Raw genomic sequence first — 21204 nt, 5'->3', positions numbered from 1 at the left:
AGCTAACGCTTCCGAGGGGCGACGGTGGCAATAGAGGCCGTCTCACCGGGGAGAGCGCGTCATAAGCCGTAAAGCCACTGCGCAGGGAATGTCGGATGCTCTCCGCTGCCCTGTATGCTCGTGTGCAGCATTCTTATGCACAATCGCACACGAGACCGCGGGTGCAGCGCGCATCCGGCATTCCCTGCGCCCTCTGTCTTCGAGGGCGAAGAATTTGATAGCAAACCTCGGGCGACCAGCGCCGCGAGCTGTTGACGCACGTCTGCTTTGCTTTGACATTGATTCCGGAACTGCGCAGATATGGCGGGTGACCCAGTCCCGCTAGACCGAAAGCCCCATGACGCCTCCCACAACCGCTTTGCCCGTTGAATCGCCGCCGGCGTTTCTCGGCGTGTCGCAATCGGCGACCGGCAAATTGTGGCGCGACCGGCTCGATGCGCGGGGGGCGGCGAAGGCGCTGGCGATCGTGCAGCGCTACCAGCTGCCGGAGATGCTGGCACGGGTGATCGCGGGCCGCGATGTCGAGATCGACGCCGTCGAGGATTTCCTCGATCCGACCATCCGCAAATTGATGCCGGATCCCCACACCGTGACGCAGATGGAGACCGCGGCCAAACGCATCGCGGACGCGGCCACGCGCGGCGAGAAGGTCGCGATCTTCGGCGATTACGACGTCGACGGCGCCACGTCTGCGGCGCTGCTGACCTGGCACTTGCGCCATTGCGGGCTCGACCCCTTGATCCATATTCCCGACCGCATCTTCGAAGGCTACGGGCCCAATGTGGAGGCCGTGCGCGCGCTTGCAGGTCGCGGCGCGACGCTGCTGGTGACAGTCGATTGCGGCACCACCAGCATCGAGCCACTGGCGGAAGCACGAAAGCTCGGCATGTCCGTCGTCGTCATCGATCACCATCAAACCGGCGACGAACTGCCTGAGGTCGACGCGCTGGTGAATCCGAACCGGGCAGATGATCTTTCGGGCCTCGGTTATCTCGCCGCCGTCGGCCTCGTGCTGGTGACGCTGGTCGCCGTTAACAGGGAATTGCGCGGCCGCGGCTTCTGGAACAGCGAACGGCCGGAGCCGGATTTGCTCGGCATGCTGCATCACGTGGCGCTCGGCACCGTCGCCGATGTCGCGCCGCTGACCGGGCTCAACCGTGCCTTCGTCGCCAAGGGCCTGATCGCGATGCGCCGCCGCGACCATGTCGGGCACACCGCCCTGATGGACGTGTCGCGGCTCAATGGCCCGCCCGAGGCCTGGCACCTCGGCTTCATGCTGGGGCCGCGCATCAATGCCGGCGGCCGCATCGGCCGGGCTGATTTGGGCGTGCGGCTGTTGCTGGAAGGCGATATCTCCGAGGCCGCGCGGATCGCCGCCGAGCTGGATCGGCTGAACTCCGAGCGCCGCATCATCGAGCAGGCGGCGGAAGCGCAGGCCGAAGCCGAGGCGCTGGCTTCGCTCGGGCTCGAGGACAAGGGGTCGGTCATCGTCACGGCCTCCGAAGGCTGGCATCCCGGCGTCGTCGGCCTCGTCGCCTCGCGGCTGAAGGAGAAATTCGCGCGGCCGGCGTTTGCGATCGCATTGGAGCCGGGCGGCATCGGCACCGGTTCGGGCCGCTCGATTTCGGGCGTCGACCTCGGCAAGGCGGTGCGGCAGGCCGTGAAGGAAAAACTGCTGATGAAAGGCGGTGGCCACGCCATGGCCGCGGGCGTGACGCTGCGCAAGGAAAAGCTCGCGGAGTTTCGCGCCTATATGGAAAGCGCGCTCGCCGAAGACGTCGCCAGTTCCCGTCACGAAAACGAGCTGTTTATCGACGGTGCGGTGAGCGCCCGCAGCGTGACACCGGAATTCGCAGGCATCCTGAACCGCGCCGGGCCGTTCGGCGCCGGCAATCCGGAGCCTGTGATCGCGCTGCCGGCGCATCAGCTGGTCTATGCCGATGAAGTCGGACAAGCGCATCTGCGCGTGCGCTTCAAGTCCGGCGACGGCGTCATCGTCAACGGCATCGCGTTCCGGTCCGTCGGGCAAAAGCTCGGCCACGCACTGACGCAAAACCGCGGCCAGCCGCTGCATGTCGCAGGCTCGCTCGCGGTCGATCGCTACCAGGGCACCGAGCGCGTGCAATTGCGCGTGATCGATGTCGCCGTGCCCGATCAGGGACCGGCCGTGATCAGGTAGGTTCATCCACCAGACGACAAAACCAACAACCAAAAACGGGAGCAGACATGACAGGACAGGTTCAGGGAAAAGTCGCGCTCGTAACCGGCGGCGCATCCGGCATCGGCGCGGCATGTGCCGAATTGCTGGCGCGCGAAGGCGCTTCGGTTGCGGTCACCGATGTCGACGAGCTGAGGGGGCCGGAGGTTGTCGCCGGGATCAAGAAGGCCGGCAACGAGGCTGTCTTCCTGCAGCAGGACGTCACCAGCGAAGCGCGCTGGATCGATGTCGTAGCCGAGGTGATGAAGCGCTATGGCCGGCTCGACGTGCTGGTTTCCAACGCGGGCATCGGCATCGCGGTGCCCTCGATCACGGAGATGTCGCTGGAAGACTGGCGGCGGCAGACCGCGATCAATCTCGACGGCGTGTTCCTGTCGGTGAAGCACTGCCTGCCGGCGATGCGCAAGACCGGCGGCGGCTCCGTGATCATGATGTCGTCGCTCGCCGGCATTCGCGGCGCGGCCAGCCTGTCCGGTTATTGCGCCACCAAGGGCGGCGTCCGGCTGTTTGCGAAAGCGATCGCGATGGAATGCGCGACGTTCGGCGACGGCATCCGCGTCAACTCGGTACATCCCGGGATCATCGACACGCCGATCTGGGGCAAGATCCCGACCGAGGCGGCAGGGCGCGGCCAGAACGCGCCGATCGATCCCGAGGAGCGTGCGAAATTCGCAACGCCGCTGGCCCGCGCCGGCCATGCCATGGACATCGCGAAAGGCGTTTTGTATCTCGCCTCCGATGCGTCGAGCTACGTGACCGGAACTGAACTCGTCATTGACGGCGGTATGAACGCTGGCGGGGTCGCGCGGCCGGGGGCGTGACTATGTTTGTCCGTCATTCCGGGATGGTCCGAAGGACCAGACCTCAGATGCGCAATTGCGCATCGGGGAATCTCGAGATTCCGGGTTCACGCTTCGCGTGCCCCGGAATGACCGGACTAACCGCCTTGCCGCAGCCGCGCCAGCACCTTGAGCCCGCCATAGCCATCGGCCGGCAACAGGCCCATCTTGGTCTGGTAATCCCGGACCGCCTTCATGGTGTCATTCCCGACTCGGCCATCGGTGCCGCCGGTGTCGAAGCCGGCTTTTGTCAGCCGCGTCTGCATCTCCTGCACCTCGGCCAGCGTCAGCGCGCGTTCGGAGCCCGGGAAGGGATGAATGAACGGCGGCGCGCCGAGAATGCGGTCGCCGAGATGGCAGATCGCAAGCGCATAATTCATCGACGGATTGTAGCTGCGCACCGCATAGAAATTCGGCCCGAGCAGGAACGCCGGTCCGCCGGCGACCGGCACCCACAATTGCGCGGATGCATTCGGTTGCGGGAACGGCTTGCCGTCGGCGCGGGTGACGCCGGCGCTGGCCCACGCTGCATAGGTGCGGTTGCCGCTGCCGGACGCGCCGCCGGCGCGGACCTCATAGCCCCAATGTTCGCCGCGGTGGTACTTGCCGCGATTGACCAGATAGCGCGCGCTCGAGCCCAGCGCGTCGTCCGGCCTGCCGAACGGCGAGACGCGGCCGTCCTTGTCGTAGTCCATGCCGACATTGAGCCAGACTTCCGGCATCCACTGGGTATGCCCCATCGCGCCGGCCCAGGATCCCCGCATTTCCTCCGGCGTGCCCCAACCGCGGTCGACGATCTTCAGCGCGTTGATCAGTTCGGTTTCCCAATAGGCGCGGCGGCGCGGCTCGTTCCAGGCCAGCGCTGCGAGCGAGGGAAAGATCGGGCGCATATGGTTCTGCTGCACCAAGGGATCGCCAAAGGCGGATTCAACGCCCCACAGCGCCAGCAATGTGCCGCGCTCGACGCCAAAGTCCTGCTCGATCCGAGTGAACAGCGCCTCGTTCTTCCGCAGCGCTTCCTTGCCCGCCGTGATGCGCCAGTCCGAGGCGCGGCGATTGACGTATTGCCAGATCTGCTCGTGGAATTCCGGCTGCTTCTGCATCTGCCGGAACACGGACATGTCGGGCTCGATCCGGCCCATCACGCGGCTCCAGGTCGCGTCCGATATGCCTTTTGCCAATGCGCGCGCGCGGAAGGTATCGCGCCACTGGTCGAAGCCGGGCGGCGCCGCGGCCAACGCGGCAAGCGGATTGGCGAGCACAGCTGCGGCGCCGATGCCGGCTTGCAGCAGGGCGCGGCGGGTCGGCGATCTCAGAGAATCGAAGGGTTCCATGGCGGTATTGTACGGGGCAGGGTGCGCTCACCAAAGCGCATTTGCGCGGCGCCGTCGTCGCAGCCGGAACGCGGAACTCCGGAAGGTCGCATGGCTGGCCTAGGCCTGCTGAAAGTCCGCGGCGATCCCTGCGAGCCAGCGCCGGACCGTCGCCTGCGCGGTGGCCGAGAGCCCAGCCGCCAGCCGCCGCTCCACCGCCTGGACGTGACGGCGGCATTTGTCGAGCAGGACCGTGCCGCGACGGGTCAGTGTCCACTGCAGCACCCGGCCGTGGATCGGGTGCGGGGTCTTCCGGATCGCGCCGTCGCGTTCCAAATTGCGGATGATGACGCCGACGGTTTGCGGAGTCAGCAGGGCGACCCGCGCGAGATCGGCGCCCGACAGGCCGGGATAGGCCCGCAGCATCGTCAGCACCACGAATTGCGGCGTGGTGACACCGAGTTCGGCGAGCGCCCGCTCCAGTGTCAGCCGGGTCGCGGCCTGGGCCTGCCGCAGCAAATAGGCGAGGTGGCCTTGTTCGCCGCGCTTGCCTTCGCCCGGCGGCGGCGGGCGGATCATCGCGAGCACGGGATTGGCGGCGGGTTTTTTCCGGCGCTGGTGAGGGTTTTTGCGAGAGGATTTCCGGCGCGCAGGCTTTTTTGCGACGGTGGCCTTCTTGGATTTTTTCGGCTTTTTGGCCGCCGCTTTTTGCGGCCCGCGCGGTTTGGATTTTACCGAAGCTCTGATCTTGCGCGCCATATAAGGGCTCTTATAATAAATCAGTGCACTGATAACATAAGGCGATGAACATGTCACATGCCCGCAAGGAATATAAGGATTTCATGGCGCTGGCGCCCGAGGCCTATGAGGTCGTGCTGGCGCTCGGCAAGGTCGCCGCCGCCGCGGGCATCGACAAGCAACTGCTCGAACTGATCAAGCTGCGCGCCTCGCAGATCAACGGCTGCGCGTTTTGCGTGCAGTATCACATCCTGCAAAGCGAGAGCCTCGGAATGTCGGCCGACAAGCTCAATCTGGTCGTGGTGTGGCGCGAGGCGCCGCAATTCTCGCCCCGCGAACGCGCGGCCTTGGCATGGACGGAAGCGCTGACGTTGCTCAGCGGCGGCGTCAGCGACGAGGTCTATGCGCAGGCGAGCGCCGAATTCTCGGAAAAGGAACTGGCCTATCTCACCTCGGCGATTGCCTCGATCAACGTCTGGAACAGATTCGGCGCCGCTTTCCGCTGGACCCCGCCGGCGCGGCAAAAGCCGGTCGGTGCTGCTGCGTCCTAGCGAACGGCCACAGCGTTTTCGAGCGAAGTGGAACCCGGTTCGCGTGAAGAAAACGCGTGAACAAGAGCCTAGTTGCCGCTCTCGCCACCTTCCTGCGGATCGGGCCGGATCACGTCTAGCGGCTGGGCGTGGGCGACAGCGGCCGGCGCGACAGGGTCCGTGCCGAGCTCGCGCCCGCGACCGCGCAGCAGGCGCTCATAGGCCGAGATCAGCGTGGTGTAGGGATTGACCCAGATCCAGCCGTCCCGCGTGAACACCTGCACGTCGAAATGCAGATGCAGCGAGGTGCCGTTGGGAAAGTCGAGATAGTTCGAAGCCACGCCAACTTTTTCGCCCTCAGTGACCTGGCGGCCGTTGAGAATGCCGTCCGCGTCTAGGCTGGACGGATTCATGTGCATGTAGCGGAAGCGGATGTGTTCGTTACGGGTGTTGACCTGCAGTGTCGCCGCCTGCTGTTTCAGCGAACGGATCAAGATGCCGTCGCGAACCGCGACGACCGCCTGCTGCTTCGGATCGCAGCTGCCCTGGCTTTCGCCGTTCTGCGCCATGCACGCACCGGGACGGATGTCCTGCCCCTGATGGCCGAAACCGGCGGCGCACTGGCCAACCTCGAAACTGCGCGCCTCGCAGAAATTGTCCTGCCAGGGATATCCGCGTTCGTCGGGTTTGCGTTTGCCGAAGGATTGCGAGCGGGCGAAGGCGGGCGCCTTTTCCAGCGGAAACCGGATCTGCGAATAGGCGGTGAGATCGGCGCGGCCGCCGCGCTTGCGCGAGCCGCTGTTGGCGACGATGTCGCCGCTCGGGCGATAGGTGAAGTCGGGCGAGGGCACCATCGGCCGCTCGGCAATCTCGGACGAAATATCCCGGCGCGGCCGCGACGGCTGGCCGCCGGCGATGCGCAGCGCCTTGAGGAAACGTTCCGCGACCGGATAGGCCTCGCGGCAGGCCAGCCGCCGCGGGCGCGGCGTCGAGTCGAGGCACTGGATCGACACCACATAGGGCACGCCGAAGCGCGTGAAGGCGTAGCGCACATAGCCTTCGCGGATGAAGCGTCGCAGGTCCGGGAATTGCGCCGCCAGCGCCTTGACCGGCTCGCCCTTGCCGGCGAGCGGATCGGCGAGGTCGTAGGTCAGGATCGAGCCGGTGATCTGCACCTCGATCGGCTTGGCGTAAGTCCGCTGCGGCATGCCGTCGCCCGCACCCGGCTCGAACGAAAACATCGCGTCGTAGCCGGCGGCGCCGGCGTGGAACAGATCGGCGGGGCGGAAGTCGGCTTGATAGCGCGATACCGAGAGGGTGTCGGGCGCGCCGTTCTGGCGGGCATCGAGATAGCTTGCAGTGTCGAACGGCAACAGCACCGGAACAGGACTGCGTCCGATCCCGGGGAAGACGGGGGAAGTGATCGCGTTCAGTTGCACCAGCGCCGGCATCGAGCGCGGGTCCCAGCGGGGCGCCCGCCGCTGGCTGGCAAAGGTGAAGGCGGACGCAACCGCGGGCTGGGTATTGATCTCGGAGCGGAGCTGATCCAGCACCGCGCGCCATTCAACGCGGATGGCCGAGATCGACGGTGTCCGGAACTCGTCGGCCGAAGCACCGATGGCGCAGGCGGGAAGCACGCAAAAGGCTGCCAGCCAGCGTCTCAGCAAGCGGACAGCCTTGGTACCCAATGCATCGCCCCCCGGCGCATGCCCCGATGTCTAACTCTGGCGCCTAGTCCTTGGCGCGCTCGACGTAGGAGCCGTCCTCGGTCATGACCACGATCCGCGTTCCCGTTCCGACGTGCGGCGGCACGTTGGTGCGTACGCCGTTGGAAAGGATAGCAGGTTTGTAGGACGAAGACGCGGTCTGGCCCTTGGTGACCGGCTCGGTTTCGACAACTTCCAGCGTCGCGCGCTGCGGCATCTGGATCGCGACCGGAACCATGTCGTGCAGCGAGAGCTTCACCGACATGTTTTCCTGCAGATACGGCGCGGCCGAACCGATGATTTCCTTGGACACCTGGACCTGGTCGTAGGTCTCGCCGTTCATGAAATGGAAGCCATCGGTGTCCTCGTAGAGGTAGTTGAAATTGTGATCCTCGATCGTCGCCTTCTCGACCTGGTCGGTGGTCTTGTAGCGTTCCGAAATCTTCACGCCGTCGCCGATCCGGCGCATTTCGATCTGACTGACCGGAGTTCCCTTGCCGGGATGGATGTTCTCGGCGGTCAGAACCACATAGAGCTTGCCGTCCTGCTCGATGACGTTGCCCTTGCGAATTGAACTGGCGATGACTTTCAAAGCGGTTTTCCTGAATTTCTGGCCTCCGACCTGTCAGGACAATTGTGTCCCGCGGCCAATGAGGCGGTTTCGGGCTGCAACATACTGATTTGCCCTCCAGATACCAGCCTTTTGCGGCCCGTTCCGGCAGGTTGCCGTGGGTCCCGATCACGGGCCGCTTCCTGGTTATTTCCGCTTGGGGCGAGGGGACGTGAAGGCCTGGGCGTTGTGCTCGGCAAAGGCCGCGGGCACCGTAAATGTCCCGGTTTTCAGGTCATAGGCACACCACCAGTCCTCGATATAGGGCCGCGGCTTGTCTTCGCCCTGGGCGTCGAAGGAGAGGCTGATCACGACGTAGCGGCTGTCGGGCCAATGCAGGCCCAATGAAGCGTAATTGTCGTCCATTCCTTTGACGAGGGCGGCAAATACGTGACTGAGCGAATCGCGGTCCTTGGGGGCGCGACGCAGCTTTTTGGCTGCCGGCGAGCCCCAGAAATAATCCCAGGCCATCTCGCTCAGCGGCTTCGGCGTGGCGGAGGAAAATTGAAATCCGTGCCGCCGGTACAGAAACAGCGTTTGGAAACCGGCACCGGTTTTCTGCATGCGTACCAGCCACTGGCTGTTCGGGGTAAAGCGAAAGCCTGCGGGGTAGCCCGCGAGATCGATGCCTTCGCCAGTATTCAGCAGCGAGGGGTGTCGACGCCCCTCGTCGAAGGTCCAGAACTGGAACAGAAAACCTTCATCGCCCTTGTCCGCCGCATATTGCTCAACCCGAATTTGCCTGTCGGGTGAGGTGAAAATGTCATCCGCATCCGTCTTCAGTTTGAACTCAGACCCGGGGCCGGTCGCGCTGGCGGGCGTTGGCGTGGTGACGACGAGCAACAGCATACCTGCCAGCAGAAGCGCTGTTCGTCGTAACCATCCGCCAGACATGTGTGCATTCCGTTCCATTTTGCTGCCCATTGGACTCGCCAATGGCCGCGAGGTTCAGGGCGCAACTTCAAGTTCGCGGCGCCGATCGCGCGAATGGACAAGACGTGCGTCTTTCGACATGACAGACGGACCGGACGCGGGGTATCCGCGGTGTTCCCGGCATGGCTGCTTTCCAGCGGAGAAAATTGAATAGTGTCAATGGTATCCGGCGATATCCTGAACGTTTTCATGGGCTCGTACGCCGCTGCAGGCGCGCGCGCCGCTCCGGCTGGTTGCTGATGGCCGGGATCGACCAGCCATCGCCATGGTGGTCGCCGGCGCGGCATGCGGACCGGAAGCCGTTCCTGATGGCGCGGGCCGCGATCACGAAGGACTTGCGGGCCTGGTTCGACGAGCAGGGATTCGCCGAGGCCGAGACGGGCATCCTGCAGGTCTCGCCGGGCAACGAGACGCATCTGCACGCGCCCCGGACCGAACTGACCGGCGGAGACGGAACCCGCGCGCTGCGCTATTTGCGGACTTCACCGGAGTTCGCTGCCAAGAAACTGCTCGCGGCGGGCGAAGACAAGATATTCGAGTTTGCACGCGTGTTCCGCGACCGCGAGCGCGGCGATCTTCATTTGCCTGAATTCACCATGCTGGAATGGTACCGCGCCAACGCGGCATATGACGCCATTATGGCCGACACGATTGTGGTGATCGCCCATGCGGCGCAGGCGACGGGCATCGGGCAATTCTCGTTTCGCGGCCGCATCACCGATCCCTTCGCCGAGCCTGAATTGCTGACGGTCGCGACCGCGTTCGAACAGTTCGCCGGGATCGACTTGCTGGCGACGGTCGCGGGTGGCGAAGGGGATCGCAGGGCGCTCGCCGAGGCGTCAAAATCGCGGGTGCGGATTGCAGACGACGACACCTGGTCCGATATCTTCAGCAAGGTCCTGGTCGAGCATATCGAACCAAATCTCGGGCAGGGGTGTTTGACGGTATTATTTGAGTATCCGGTGCCGGAGGCAGCGCTGGCGCGCGCGAAAGCGTCCGATCCACGCGTGGCCGAGCGGTTTGAGGTCTACGCTTGCGGCGTCGAGCTTGCGAACGGATTTGGCGAATTGACCGATGCTGCCGAACAGCGCCGCCGTTTTGCGCAGGCAATGGACGAGAAAGCGCGGCGTTACGGCGAACGCTATCCGCTCGACGAGGATTTCCTGCAGGCGGTCGCCGTGATGCCGCAGGCCAGCGGTGTCGCGCTCGGTTTTGACCGACTGGTGATGCTGGCAAGCGGTGCGCTCAGGGTGGATCAGGTGGTATGGACACCACCGGCGGGAGAAGCATGAACAGGATCGATCCGAAATTGGCGGCGACGTTGCGGCAACCGGCGGAACTCGTCGATTGCGGGCTGGCGCCTGCGGCTGAACTGGCCGATCTCGAACAGGTGGCCGCGCGCTACGCGATTGCGGTGACGCCGGATATCGCCGCGCTGATCGATAAAGATGATCCAGACGACCCGATCGCGCGGCAGTTCGTTCCAAGCACGCTGGAACTGGTGCAGGAGGCCGGCGAGCGCGCCGATCCGATCGGCGATGACGCCCATTCACCGGTCGCCGGCATCGTTCATCGCTATCCGGATCGTGTGCTGTTCAAACTGGTTCACGTTTGCGCGGTGTATTGCCGCTTCTGTTTTCGCCGCGAGATGGTCGGCCCCGGCAAGGCGACGGCGCTGTCGGACAACGCCTATCGTGACGCGCTCGACTATATCCGCGTGCATCCCGAGATCTGGGAAGTCATCCTGACCGGCGGCGATCCCCTGATGCTGTCGCCGCGCCGGTTGGCCGAGATCATGGCCGACATCGCCGCCATCGATCACGTCAAAATCATCCGCCTTCACACCCGCGTGCCGGTCGCGGCCCCCGCGCGCATCAGCGACGAGATGGTCGCAGCGTTGAGGGTTGGTGGCGCCACGACCTGGGTCGCGGTTCACGCCAACCATCCGCGTGAGCTGACGGTGGAAGCCCGCGCCGCTTGCGCCCGGTTGGTCGATGCCGGCATCCCCCTGGTGAGCCAGTCGGTGCTGCTCCGCGGTGTCAATGACGATGCGGCGACGCTGGAAGCCCTGATGCGGTCCTTCGTCGAATGCCGGATCAAGCCGTATTACCTGCACCATGGCGATCTCGCGCCGGGCACCTCGCATCTGCGCACCACGATCGAGCGCGGACAGGAACTGATGCGCGGCTTGCGCGGACGCGTTTCCGGGCTATGTCAGCCCGATTACGTGCTCGATATTCCCGGCGGCCACGGCAAGGCGCCGATCGGCCCGCATTATTTGTCGCATCCAAATTCCCGGGAACGTGAACTATCCTCGGAAACGCGTTATCGTGTCGTCGATTATTGCGGTGACGTTCACCTCTATCCGCCGAAGCCGTGAACCGGCGATGACGGACGGGGATCAGGGAGGGCAGAAGCCGCCGGAAGACGAGAGCAGCCGCGCGATCGAAAACGCGGTAATGCTGGCTTTCTTCGCGGTGCTGGTAGCAGCCGGTATCTGGTTGCTCAGCACCATGGCCGATGTACGAAAGGCGCAGGATTGCGCGGCCCAGGGGCGTCGCAATTGTGGAACGATCGATGTTCCGGCGCGATAACAAGAAATGAGAGCGGGAGAACCAAAATGCGAAAATTGATCCTGTCGGTGGCGCTTCTGGTTCTGACCGGTAGTCCGGACGTGTTCGCGCAAGGCTCAACGGTGCCGAAAAATTCGGACAAGCCGGTGATCCAGGCGCCAATCGGTCATCGCCAGCCACGCGCCAGCGACGTTCCCAGCGAGAAAAATTTGAACGATCCGAACGATCCCCTGAGCAAGGAAAATGCTCTCCTCGACAAAAAGATCAAGAGCATCTGCCGCGGCTGCTAGGCGCGGGGCACAAAGGCCGCTCCACACCACGATTGATCGGCTTGACCGGCCAGAGTCTGCTTCATCAGCTTGAGCAGACTCTGGCTGTAACGTTTTGGTCGACCATCGATTCTTAAGCCGACCGTTCATTGAACGGCCGGCGCGCCAAGCTCCGTCTCGCCTCGACGGCGTCGGCCAGGACGTTGAGCGCCTGCACGGTGGTTTCCCAGTCGATGCAGCCGTCCGTGATGCTCTGACCATAGGTGAGCGGCTTGCCCGGCACCACATCCTGGCGGCCCGCGACGAGATTGCTCTCCATCATCACGCCCGTGATGCGTGTTTCACCAGCGGATATCTGCTGCGCGATGTCGGCCGCAACCAATGGCTGGTTCTCGGGCTTCTTGCTGCTGTTGGCGTGGCTGGTGTCGATCATGATCCGCGGTGTCACGCCTGAACGGGTGAGTTCGGCCGAAGCGGCATCGACGCTGTCAGCGGCATAGTTCGGCTTGCTGCCGCCGCGCAGGATGATGTGGCAGTCATCATTGCCGGTCGTAGCCGCGATCGCCGAGCGTCCGCCCTTGGTGACCGCCATGAAATGGTGAGGATGCGACGCCGACTTCACGGCCTCGGCCGCGATGCGCACATTGCCGTCGGTTCCGTTCTTGAAGCCGACCGCGCAGGAAAGTCCGGACGCGAGTTCGCGATGGATCTGGCTTTCCGTGGTGCGCGCGCCGATCGCCGCCCACGCCACCAGGTCGGCGATGTATTGCGGCGTCGTCATGTCGAGGAATTCGGTGCCCGCCGGCAGACCAAGATTGTTCACCGCTGAAAGCACGTTGCGGGCGAGACGCAGGCCCCTGTTGATGTCGAAGCTGCCGTCGAGGCCGGGATCGTTGATCAATCCCTTCCAGCCGACTGTCGTGCGCGGCTTCTCGAAATAGACGCGCATCACGATCTCGAGGCGGTCGGCCAGCCGCTCGCGCAGGGCGACGAGGCGTTCGGCGTATTCCACGGCAGCAGCGGGATCGTGCACCGAGCAGGGGCCGACAACGACCAGAAGCCGGTCATCGGTTCCGTTCAGGATCGCGTGGATGGCGTTGCGCGCCGCCATCACGATGCGCGTGGCGGTCAAAGTGCGCGGTATCTCGCGCATGACCTCTTGCGGCGTCGTCAGCTCTTTCAGTTCGCTTATTCGAAGGTCGTCGGTGGTGCTCAACACGGCTCTGGCTCCTGTTTTGAAGAACCTGCCGGCCAATAAAAAAGCCGCCAGGATTTGGCGGCTGTTCGGATTATTTGCTGCAATTATTCAGATTGCGCGTGATCCTCCCACCGCCAGCGAGCTGTCGAAGCTAAAATACCAATAGTTGCTGGCGGCGATCATGATCATGGCCGGCTCTATAGCTCACGCATCGAGACTTGTCATCCCCCAATCGGCGGTGGAATTGGCTCGCGCAGCGCCAGCCCGTGTCAGGCCTTGCGCGCGGCGAGCGCCATGCCGACCAGCGACGCGCCGCCAAGCACCAGATTGATCCCGACCAGCAGGCCGATCGCCCATTCCGCTGAACCCGGAAGACCGGCAATGATCAGGAACGAGATCAGGATGTCCATCAGTCCGGAGACCAGCAGCCAGGACCAGCGCCCGGACAATTCGCGGCGGTGCTCCAGCGCGTACATGATGGTGGTGACGCCTTCGATCAGAAAGTAGGCGCCGACGATGATGGTCAGCGTCAGCACGCCCTGCATCGGCCGCGCCAAAAGCACGAGGCCGGCAAGCACGGCCAGCGCTGCGGAAAACAGCGACCACCAGAAGCCCGGCATCTGCCGCGCCCAGTAGGTGACGACCAGCCCGGCGATCCCGCTGATCAGGAACATCCAGCCGAGGAATATGGTCACCGCCAGGCTTGCCAGCGGCGGCACGATCATTGCGGCCAGGCCGAGCACCGCAAGCAGAATGCCTTCGAACAGGAAGGCTTTCCAATGCGTCTTCACAGCGGCGCCCATGTCGGACTGCAATTTGGCGATGTCCTTGGGAAGCCTATCTTGGGGAAGGGTCATCACAGCTCTCCCGGTACGCACGGGCCGATACTAGAGCGTTTTCGAGCGAACAGGAATGGTTGGCGCAAGGAATTGGCGCAAGGAAAACGCGTCCAACTTTAGCTGTCGTGCTAACCAGCCTCGCTCGCCGACGAAAAGCCCTCCGACGTCGTGCGCATCCGGTTACGGCCAAGGACGTAGACCGCCGTGGTCGCGACCAGCAGTGCGAGGCCGATCAGGATCGATGTGAAACCGATCGGGATCAGAACCAGCGAGGCGTTGCGTTCCGGGTTGATGAACCAGTGGTGCAGCGATGTCAGCAGGAACGACACGCCCGCAAAGCCGGCACCGCCGCCCACGACCAGCAGCGCCCACATCCGCCGCAACTGGCTCAGCCGCTCGCGCGCGATCTCGGTGCGCGGCGCGTGATGGCGGCCGACGCGCCGCACCAGCCGCGCCGCAAATCCGATCGAGCTGAAGCCGATGATCAGGCTGGCCGTTCCCAGCAACATCCGCGTGGTGGAGCCGAGATCAGGATGTTTTTGCAGAATCAGCAGCGGAAAATCGAACGCCGCATGCAGCGCGACCGGCGCAAACAGGGCCAGCATCCAGCTCGAGATGCGGGCGAGGTCGCGATTGTGCCGGTTGGCACCGAGTGCCGTGCCGGCACGTGCGATCGCGATATAGGCGCCGGCGATAATGCCGAGCGCACCGTGGAACGGCACGGTGAGGACGCTGCGCAGTGCCGCCAGCGATCGCCACATGTCGGCGTGTTGCACCAGGTAAGCGAGATTTTCGTAGGCTGCGAATCCTAGGCCCGCGGCTGCGCCGTAAACGACGGTGTCCATCGGATCGGCATAGGTGCGGCGCTTCCACGACACCGCGATGATCACGATCACCTTGACGATCTCCTCAGGCGCGGCAACGCCGAACACCGAGCGGAGCCCCTGGGTCATCCAGGGATTTCCGGGGACCGCGAGAATCGCTGCAAACGGCGCCCGTGCGATTCCGAGCAGCGAAATACTGGCCGCGCCCAGCACGAATGCGATCCACACCTGCGCAGGCGGGCCGGGGCGCTCGTCAGCGGCGATGACCAGCCACAGCAAAAGCAACGCGGGCGCGATCGCGGCGACGCCGATGACGGTCGGGAGGGATTGAAGCAGGAGCATTTAGGGGACTTTGTTCGGATGGATCGAAAATGGCCGTAAATTCAGCGCTTTGCAAGGAAGGCAAACGCGACTTGTTGTCGCCAAAAGGCGAGGGGCGGACTGGCTAATTGTTACGTTTCGAGATGGGTTTCCCAGCAATTCGGGAGCGGGCAAGGGCGTTGATCGCGGGAACTTCGATCCCAACTCTTTCCTCCTGACTGTGACCGCCGCGCCACAGCATTAGCTGCCTAATTCCTCTACAACCATTGGCAGCAATATTGGCCCAAGGGGAATCAACATGAAGAAATTTGCACTGGGAATGCTTGCTGCGGTTGCAATGACTGGATCGGCTGTCGCGGCCGATATGGCTCCCCGTTATGCCAAGGCGCCGCCTCCGGCTCCGGTCGTGGTGTACAACTGGACCGGCTGCTACATCGGCGGCAACATCGGCGGCGGCTGGGCACGAACCTCGCAGGAACGCACCGAAGTCATCGGTGTCGGACTGGTTGTTCCGGCGACCAATTACGGTTCAAGCGACGGCAGTGATTTCGTCGGCGGCGCGCAGATCGGCTGCGACTACCAGTTCGCGGGCAATTGGGTGCTCGGCATCCAGGGCATGTACAACTACGCGCGCATCGACCACTCGCATTTCCTGACGGCGTTCCCGACCTTCAGGTCCGATGTCACCACCAAGGACATCTTCACGGTAACGGGCCGCTTGGGCTACCTGTTCACGCCCCAGTTGCTCGGCTACATCAAGGGTGGTGGCGCCTGGACCAAGTCTGACTATGAGATCTTCCAGCCGGGTGGCGTGCTGCTGTCCGAAACCGCTTACGGCGTCAGCCGCAGTGGCTGGACCATCGGCGGCGGTCTCGAATGGATGTTCGCTCCGGGCTGGTCGGTGTTCGGCGAATACAATTACATGGACTTCGGTCACAAGGACGTCGCGTTTACGACTGCGCCCGCCGCTGTCGGATTCCCGGACCGTGTCCGCACGAAGCTGGAAGTTTCCACCGCGCTGGTTGGTGTGAACTACAAGTTCAACTGGGGTGGCCCGGTCGTCGCAAGGTACTGAGCCTTGAAGGACTGAGCCTGGTACCAGGTACTGAGTTCTTCCCGAGACTAATTAAAAGCCCCGGCATCGTCCGGGGCTTTTTTTGTGGCGAGAGCAGACGCACCGAGATGACCGTCGTGCAATCGGCTTGGCGCGTAGCGAGGCCGATTTCGACCTGCAGGCGCAATGAGCGTTGGCGTGCTTAGCCCGCCAAGAGGCGCCGGCAAGCGTCGACAAACACCGCGGCGCCGGTGACGATGTCGGCGTCATCAGTGTTCTCGGTCCAGTGATGGCTGATGCCGCCGATCGAGGGCACGAACAGCATGCCTGACGGCATGATGGTCGAGAGAATCTGGGCGTCGTGACCGGCGGCGCTGGGCATGCGGATCGACCTGCCGCCGGCAAGCGCCTTGCTCACAGCTTCGATCGCTTGCTGGAACGAGGCGTCCATCATCGCGGGCGCGCCAGTGCGAATGCGCTCCACCGCAACCGTGCAGGGGCCGCGCGCGCTGACGTCGGCGGCCATGCTTCGCAGCAAATCCTCCAGGCGATCGATCACAGCGGGGTCGTCGTCGCGTATCTGGAACAGCATTTCCGCGGATCCCGGGATGATGCTCGGCGCACCCGGATCAAGCCTGATCGAACCGGTGGTCCAAACCGTGCGCGGCCCGCAGGCTTTCGGAAACCGTTCGTCGATATCGACGCAGAATTTCGCCAGCGCGAGGCCAGCGTCCTTGCGCACGGCCATCCGCGTCGTGCCGGCGTGGTTTTGCTCGCCGGTGAAGGTGATTCGGTATTGCCAGATACCGACGATGGAGGTGACGACGCCGATATTGAGCGCGCCGCCCTCGAGGGTCTGACCCTGTTCGATATGCGCTTCGAGATATCCGATGTGGCGCCCGCGTTCGGCGGTGGCGCGCGGGCGGCCGGCGAGGCCGATTTCGCGTAGCGCCTCGCGCATGGTGCGATCGCTGTTGCGGTCGCGCGCGGCGTCGACGTCAGCCTCGGTGAGAGCGCCGACATAGGAACGGCTGCCGAGGAAACTGCCGAAATGGCCTTCCTCATCGCACCAGGATGCGACCTCGACGGCGCCCTTGATGCTCGGATCCGGATTGATGACGCGGGCGGCTTCAAGCGCATAGATGACACCCAGCGGACCATCGAGCCAGCCCGCGTAATTCTGGCTTTCGAGATGCGAGCCCGCCAACAGTTTCGGGCCCGGTTTCGTGCTGGTGCCCAGCACATTGCCGATGCCGTCGATCTCGGCGACAAGGCCCGCCTCGGGAAGCCGCTGCACCAGCCATTCCAGCGAGCGCATATGCGGCTCCGAGAAGGTCGGCTTGTGGACACCGGTCTTGTAGGCGCCGATGCCACGCAACGTATGGAGGTCGGCGAGAACGCGGGCGCCGTCGAAGGGAAGGGTCTTGTCGGGCATTGCTGGTGCCTCTCCTTGATTGGCAGTCAGGGGCCGGTCGGCTTGCGATAAACATCCTTGGTCGCGAGCCTTCCATCGCGAAACGTATAACACTCGACGCCGCGTTGTTCGCGCTGTTCACCGGTGGCGCGCACGGTTTCGCTGACACGGAACGTCATGAAGGTCATATCATTGGCGTGGTGATAGGCCACGTCATGGAAGCGTTGCGCCGAGAACAGGGCCTTTTGCTCGGCGAGATGTTCGGCAATGGCGGCGGCGCCGGCGAGGGATTTGGTCACCGCCAGACCGTCGTGAAAGGTCCAGAGAAAGTCAGGCGTCACTGCGGAATAGAGCGCAACCATGTCGCCCTTGAACAGGGCGCGCGCGAAGCCTTTGAACAGCTCATCGCGTTCGGTGGAGGAGGGCGCCATGATTTTATTCACGCTCCAACAATCCCTGGGAGCATACTGGCTGATGAGCATTTTTTCGAACACGCGCGGCAGCGGAGCGAACCGGCGCGAACGAGTCAAATCTCCATTATTTTGAGGCGGTTGTCCCGCGACGACGTGGCGGAATGGTTCAACAAGCGAGATGTCGTTTGGAAGTAGGGGATCGCTGGTTCGAATCCAGCCAGACTGACCACATCCACGCGGGCGCTCGCGCCTCGCCAGGTTTTGCGTGTTAGCTCAGTCGGTATTTCACGCGCTCGTGGACCAACCGGATGGTCAACGGATTTCTACTTCGTCCTATGCAGGTTCGAGTCCTGCCGAGCGCACCAAAGTAGCAACACGCGCACGCTGGTCTTTTCAACGCGGGCTTGGGTCATAGGCTGATCACTTGGCTTCCAACCAGGCAAAGTCGGTTCGAGTCCGGCAGTCCGCGCCAATCACAGGTCAGCCACCTTCCTGGCTGCCGCGACGCTGTCCTTGATACTATTCGAGTTGAGGATCCTATCTTCGAATGCGATTCGCGCTGCGGTAATCCTTCGGAGCAGTTGCAATTTGGGTCCGGCTCCAAATCTTCGGTCGATCTCCAAGGTTATCTCACGCATTTGCTCGGCGGCTTCATGGGTGACACCAAGTTCATCAAGCCGTGCAGCGACCGACAATTCCCGTTGCGTTAGCGGCCGTTTCTTTACCGATTTCGGTTTCCACTTTTTCGCGGTCGCCCTTTTGGTCTTCTTCGCTTTCTTTATCACCGTAGCCGCTCCCTTCGTCTAGCGGTCCAGGATAACACCTATTCACGGTGAAGATCACCGGTTCGAATCCGGTGGGCGCGTCGCCAAGTTGGTCTAAGGCGCCGGTGTTTGATTCCGTGACCGCTGGTTCGAATCCAGCCGCGCTCACCAAATCCATCGCTCGGCCTCTCGGGAGGGCTTGCTGCTCATAACGGCGAACAGGACGGTTCGAAACCGTTACGAGCGACCATTGCCTTCCGACCTCGTCTATCAGCTAGGACGCTTGCTTGTGGAGCAGGAAAACACGGGGCAGCACCGTGGGTCGGGACCAAGCTGGGGAGTGAAGCTCAAGTGGACGAGCGCTGGTCTCCAAAACCAGAGGTTCCAGGTTCGAGGCCTGGTTCTCCCGCCATCTCAGTCTGGCCATTGGCCGCTGCAGCAAGCCGGCATGGCGAATGTGGCTCACCAGAACAGGTGTTCCAAAAGGCCAATCACGAGCGATATATTTCGAGTGATTTCAATGGCCGAAAAACGGGATGGCGCTCCCTAGCGGAATCGAACCGCTCTCTCCACCGTGAAAGGGTGGCGTCCTAACCGATAGACGAAGGGAGCAAAAACAACCGGAAAATCAGTGCTTTACAGCATGATGCGCCGTGTTGGTCGCCGTTAATCGGGTTGGATCAGGCCAGCGACCGGCGAACGTATAGTGGCGTTTTGCCGGGCGGGCAAGCGGCCTGAAACTGCCTTTTTCCGGGCGCTTCCGGCCCGCACCGGCAAGGGGGACCGGCCAAAACAACCGATGTTTTGCAACGGATTTTAAAGCCGCCTGGAGTAGGGCTGGTGGCAGGGGAACTTTTGACATGGCCTTGGGCACCAAAAAGCGCGAGTCGCGCAAATCACTGCATCAATCCGGGTGGATCACGCTGGACGGCGGCTTCGCGGCGCGCCCATGCGTGGTGCAGGACATGTCCACGACGGGCGCCAAGGTCACGATCGACGATCCCAACACGCTGCCCGCCAAATTGAAGCTGGCGTTTTCGCGCGACGCCCGGACCGGGCGAAACTGCGAAGTGGTCTGGCGCCGGGGCAAGTCGGTCGGCATCAAGTTCGTCCGCTAGCGCCTGATGGCGCGGGACGATAAAAGGCGGGATGCGAAAATCCCTCCTTGCGATCCCGGTTCTGGTGCTGACTGGCGTGGCGGCGTTGGCCGCCGAACCATCCGGCCATCAGAAGTCCGACAGGACGGCCCCTTCGGACAAGCTGCTTCCGCTGAAGGGAGCGACATCAAGCAATCCATGCGCGGCGTATGGGGCGGGATTCGTCAGGGTCGAGGGCACAGAGACCTGCGCGAAGGTCGGCGGTGCCATCAGTATCGAGGCCGGCACATCGGCTCGATCGCGCTGAGCGTCAGGTCATCGGCGGCGCGATAAACTTCACAAATCCGGCGCGCTCCGAGATCTGCGCGAACCACCGCTCGAGGTTCGAAAGTTTCGGTTTTGTGATGCCCTCGACGCCGAACCAGCGCCGCGCAAAAGCACCGAGCGCGATATCGGCGATCGTGAACTGATCGCCTTCGATATAGCGGCGCGTTGCCACTTGTGCGTCGACGATCCGCCATTGCACGGCCTCGGCGTCGGCGTCCTTCTGGACCTGGACCATGTCGCGTTTTTCCGGCGCCGTGCGCACCAGCGCCCAGAACACCGGCCGGTCCACCGGTTGCAGGGTCGACAGCGTCCAATCCAGCCAGCGGTCGACGGCCGCGCGGGCCTGCGGACTTTGCGGATAGATCGACGAATTCTGGCCGTAGGCGAGACAGAGATAGCGCATCACCGAATTGGATTCCCACAGCACGAAATCGCCGTCGATCAGCGTCGGCACGCGGCCATTGGGATTCATCGCAAGGTAGGGCGCTTCATTATTCTTGCCGAACTGCATGCCGGCATCGATGCGGTCATAGGCGAGCTCGAGCTCGCGCAGGCACCACAGCACTTTTTGAACATTGACCGAATTGGCGCGGCCCCAGATGGTGAGTTGTTGTTTGTTGTCAGCCACGTGTTTTGCTCCCAGCGGTTTCTTGCGGTGATCTTCTTGCAACCGGTTCATAGCGGAAGATCGGCAAAAAAGCGCGGGCTGCCTCGGCTTGGACTAAACAAAAAAAACAGGCTCCGCCGCGTCGCGACGGAGCCTGTCACGTACGCTTGCCGTCAGCGGCCGAAGAACAACCACAACAGAAGGATTATCGGTATCGGCACGCCCAACAGCCACAACAAAATTCCTCGTCCCATCCTCGTATCCTCCCAAAATATCAATCGAGGAGAGAACGTGTGGGCGAGTGTCTTGTTCCTTTGCGCGGACCGAAACTGCGCACGCGGTGCCGCGTTATGATTGTGGAATATCGGAGAGCGACAGTCCGATTCGAAACAGCGAATAGCCGTCTCGATCGACGGCGTCGCGCACCTCGGCGTTGACGTCGCCGGCCTCGCGGCTACGCGTCAACTTCCATTCGTCTTCCGAGGTGCCTGAGGGAAACGGCGCGTCCGCTTTCGTCACCAGCCGGTAGCTGGGATGGCGGACGTGCACGAAGAAGTTGTACCGTAGCGTTTTCAAGCGAAGTGGATGCCGGTTCGCGTCAAGAAAACGCGTCAAAA

General features: G+C 63.2%; 24 protein-coding genes and 6 tRNA genes. 16 read left to right on the top strand and 14 right to left on the bottom strand.

Going from position 1 to position 21204, the window contains the following annotated elements; translation table 11 throughout:
* The first annotated feature begins 337 nt into the window (after positions 1-337).
* Together recJ and JQ611_RS13155 are read left to right on the top strand one after the other, a co-directional pair.
* Entirely contained in the window at positions 338-2179 is a 1842-nt protein-coding gene (recJ, locus tag JQ611_RS13160) for a single-stranded-DNA-specific exonuclease RecJ (protein ID WP_212465664.1), read from the top strand.
* A 47-nt stretch (positions 2180-2226) separates the two neighbouring features.
* A complete protein-coding gene (locus JQ611_RS13155) occupies positions 2227-3039 on the top strand; it encodes a glucose 1-dehydrogenase (protein WP_212465663.1) in 813 nt (270 codons plus the stop codon).
* Between the two features lie 116 nt (positions 3040-3155).
* Here the strand turns inward: JQ611_RS13155 and JQ611_RS13150 are convergent, their stop codons facing one another.
* A complete protein-coding gene (locus tag JQ611_RS13150; protein WP_212465662.1) occupies positions 3156-4391 on the bottom strand; it encodes a lytic murein transglycosylase in 1236 nt (411 codons plus the stop codon).
* 99 nt (positions 4392-4490) lie between these two features.
* Positions 4491-4949, bottom strand: coding sequence for a MarR family transcriptional regulator (locus tag JQ611_RS13145; RefSeq protein WP_212465671.1), 459 nt, complete (start codon positions 4947-4949; stop codon positions 4491-4493).
* A gap of 230 nt (positions 4950-5179) precedes the next feature.
* Between JQ611_RS13145 and JQ611_RS13140 the strand changes: the two genes are divergently transcribed.
* On the top strand, positions 5180-5659 hold the full coding sequence (locus JQ611_RS13140; protein ID WP_212389350.1) for a carboxymuconolactone decarboxylase family protein: 480 nt from the start codon (positions 5180-5182) through the stop codon (positions 5657-5659).
* Between the two features lie 68 nt (positions 5660-5727).
* On the opposite strand, the gene JQ611_RS13135 is transcribed toward JQ611_RS13140, so the two are convergent.
* From JQ611_RS13135 to JQ611_RS13125, 3 genes are all read right to left on the bottom strand, one after another.
* Positions 5728-7305: a M23 family peptidase gene (locus tag JQ611_RS13135; protein ID WP_249133125.1), complete on the bottom strand. Its 1578-nt coding sequence runs from the start codon at positions 7303-7305 to the stop codon at positions 5728-5730.
* Positions 7306-7369: 64 nt separating this feature from the next.
* The gene (gene efp, locus JQ611_RS13130) at positions 7370-7936 is read right to left on the bottom strand and encodes an elongation factor P (RefSeq protein WP_212261738.1); all 567 of its coding nucleotides are present in this window, start codon (positions 7934-7936) and stop codon (positions 7370-7372) included.
* Between the two features lie 165 nt (positions 7937-8101).
* The gene (locus JQ611_RS13125; RefSeq protein ID WP_212465660.1) at positions 8102-8878 is read right to left on the bottom strand and encodes a hypothetical protein; all 777 of its coding nucleotides are present in this window, start codon (positions 8876-8878) and stop codon (positions 8102-8104) included.
* 248 nt (positions 8879-9126) lie between these two features.
* Between JQ611_RS13125 and epmA the strand changes: the two genes are divergently transcribed.
* Genes epmA through JQ611_RS13105 form a run of 4 tightly spaced genes read left to right on the top strand, consistent with a single transcriptional unit; the run spans position 9127 to position 11750 of the window.
* Positions 9127-10179 (top strand): EF-P lysine aminoacylase EpmA, encoded by a 1053-nt coding sequence (gene epmA / locus JQ611_RS13120; RefSeq protein ID WP_212465659.1) that lies wholly within the window; start codon positions 9127-9129, stop codon positions 10177-10179.
* Complete coding sequence (locus tag JQ611_RS13115) at positions 10176-11267, top strand: lysine-2,3-aminomutase-like protein (protein WP_212465658.1); 1092 nt, start codon at positions 10176-10178, stop codon at positions 11265-11267. Before epmA ends, JQ611_RS13115 begins: the two co-directional genes overlap by 4 nt.
* Positions 11218-11481 carry a hypothetical protein gene (locus tag JQ611_RS13110; protein ID WP_212389363.1) on the top strand — a complete coding sequence of 88 codons (264 nt, stop codon included), beginning with the start codon at positions 11218-11220 and terminating at the stop codon, positions 11479-11481. The genes JQ611_RS13115 and JQ611_RS13110 overlap by 50 nt, the downstream gene beginning before the upstream one ends.
* A gap of 26 nt (positions 11482-11507) precedes the next feature.
* Positions 11508-11750 (top strand): hypothetical protein, encoded by a 243-nt coding sequence (locus JQ611_RS13105; protein ID WP_212261727.1) that lies wholly within the window; start codon positions 11508-11510, stop codon positions 11748-11750.
* 112 nt (positions 11751-11862) lie between these two features.
* Here JQ611_RS13105 and JQ611_RS13100 read toward each other — a convergent pair whose 3' ends face one another.
* A complete protein-coding gene (locus tag JQ611_RS13100; RefSeq protein WP_212465657.1) occupies positions 11863-12948 on the bottom strand; it encodes a 3-deoxy-7-phosphoheptulonate synthase in 1086 nt (361 codons plus the stop codon).
* On the opposite strand from JQ611_RS13100, the gene JQ611_RS13095 reads away from it, so the two are divergent.
* Entirely contained in the window at positions 12935-13093 is a 159-nt protein-coding gene (locus tag JQ611_RS13095) for a hypothetical protein (RefSeq protein ID WP_192735767.1), read from the top strand. The two genes, JQ611_RS13100 and JQ611_RS13095, sit on opposite strands and share 14 nt — an antisense overlap.
* Positions 13094-13196: 103 nt before the next feature.
* Here JQ611_RS13095 and JQ611_RS13090 read toward each other — a convergent pair whose 3' ends face one another.
* Positions 13197-13784 (bottom strand): HdeD family acid-resistance protein, encoded by a 588-nt coding sequence (locus JQ611_RS13090; protein ID WP_212465656.1) that lies wholly within the window; start codon positions 13782-13784, stop codon positions 13197-13199.
* A 110-nt stretch (positions 13785-13894) separates the two neighbouring features.
* Entirely contained in the window at positions 13895-14932 is a 1038-nt protein-coding gene (locus JQ611_RS13085) for a PrsW family glutamic-type intramembrane protease (protein ID WP_212465655.1), read from the bottom strand.
* A gap of 277 nt (positions 14933-15209) precedes the next feature.
* Here JQ611_RS13085 and JQ611_RS13080 point away from each other — a divergent pair, with 277 nt between their 5' ends.
* The gene (locus tag JQ611_RS13080) at positions 15210-15986 is read left to right on the top strand and encodes an outer membrane protein (protein WP_212261715.1); all 777 of its coding nucleotides are present in this window, start codon (positions 15210-15212) and stop codon (positions 15984-15986) included.
* A gap of 181 nt (positions 15987-16167) precedes the next feature.
* On the opposite strand, the gene JQ611_RS13075 is transcribed toward JQ611_RS13080, so the two are convergent.
* Together JQ611_RS13075 and JQ611_RS13070 are read right to left on the bottom strand one after the other, a co-directional pair.
* On the bottom strand, positions 16168-17400 hold the full coding sequence (locus JQ611_RS13075) for a Zn-dependent hydrolase (RefSeq protein WP_212261712.1): 1233 nt from the start codon (positions 17398-17400) through the stop codon (positions 16168-16170).
* Positions 17401-17426: 26 nt separating this feature from the next.
* Positions 17427-17822 carry a nuclear transport factor 2 family protein gene (locus JQ611_RS13070; protein ID WP_212465654.1) on the bottom strand — a complete coding sequence of 132 codons (396 nt, stop codon included), beginning with the start codon at positions 17820-17822 and terminating at the stop codon, positions 17427-17429.
* Positions 17823-18081: 259 nt separating this feature from the next.
* Here JQ611_RS13070 and JQ611_RS13065 point away from each other — a divergent pair.
* Positions 18082-18157: transfer RNA gene (locus tag JQ611_RS13065), tRNA-Arg, on the top strand.
* 33 nt (positions 18158-18190) lie between these two features.
* Positions 18191-18264 (top strand) — tRNA-Gly (locus tag JQ611_RS13060).
* Position 18265: 1 nt separating this feature from the next.
* On the opposite strand, the gene JQ611_RS13055 is transcribed toward JQ611_RS13060, so the two are convergent.
* Positions 18266-18577 carry a hypothetical protein gene (locus tag JQ611_RS13055; protein WP_212416634.1) on the bottom strand — a complete coding sequence of 104 codons (312 nt, stop codon included), beginning with the start codon at positions 18575-18577 and terminating at the stop codon, positions 18266-18268.
* A 6-nt stretch (positions 18578-18583) separates the two neighbouring features.
* On the opposite strand from JQ611_RS13055, the gene JQ611_RS13050 reads away from it, so the two are divergent.
* The 3 genes from JQ611_RS13050 (at position 18584) to JQ611_RS13040 (ending at position 18968) form a co-directional block, all read left to right on the top strand.
* Positions 18584-18658 (top strand) — tRNA-Glu (locus tag JQ611_RS13050).
* A tRNA-Gln gene (locus tag JQ611_RS13045) sits at positions 18651-18727 on the top strand. The genes JQ611_RS13050 and JQ611_RS13045 overlap by 8 nt, the downstream gene beginning before the upstream one ends.
* 165 nt (positions 18728-18892) lie before the next feature.
* Positions 18893-18968 (top strand) — tRNA-Trp (locus JQ611_RS13040).
* Positions 18969-19093: 125 nt separating this feature from the next.
* On the opposite strand, the gene JQ611_RS13035 is transcribed toward JQ611_RS13040, so the two are convergent.
* Positions 19094-19168 (bottom strand) — tRNA-Glu (locus JQ611_RS13035).
* A 248-nt stretch (positions 19169-19416) separates the two neighbouring features.
* Between JQ611_RS13035 and JQ611_RS13030 the strand changes: the two genes are divergently transcribed.
* Positions 19417-19674 carry a PilZ domain-containing protein gene (locus JQ611_RS13030; RefSeq protein ID WP_192735778.1) on the top strand — a complete coding sequence of 86 codons (258 nt, stop codon included), beginning with the start codon at positions 19417-19419 and terminating at the stop codon, positions 19672-19674.
* Between the two features lie 31 nt (positions 19675-19705).
* Entirely contained in the window at positions 19706-19960 is a 255-nt protein-coding gene (locus tag JQ611_RS13025; RefSeq protein ID WP_212465653.1) for a porin, read from the top strand.
* A 3-nt stretch (positions 19961-19963) separates the two neighbouring features.
* Here the strand turns inward: JQ611_RS13025 and JQ611_RS13020 are convergent, their stop codons facing one another.
* Positions 19964-20608 (bottom strand): glutathione S-transferase, encoded by a 645-nt coding sequence (locus JQ611_RS13020; RefSeq protein ID WP_212261687.1) that lies wholly within the window; start codon positions 20606-20608, stop codon positions 19964-19966.
* A 327-nt stretch (positions 20609-20935) separates the two neighbouring features.
* Positions 20936-21163, bottom strand: coding sequence for a hypothetical protein (locus JQ611_RS13015; protein WP_212465651.1), 228 nt, complete (start codon positions 21161-21163; stop codon positions 20936-20938).
* Between the last annotated feature and the right edge of the window lie 41 nt (positions 21164-21204).

Source organism: Bradyrhizobium sp. AUGA SZCCT0182, from assembly GCF_018130185.1.
Lineage (GTDB): Bacteria > Pseudomonadota > Alphaproteobacteria > Rhizobiales > Xanthobacteraceae > Bradyrhizobium.
This window is presented reverse-complemented; position numbering and strand designations above follow the sequence as displayed.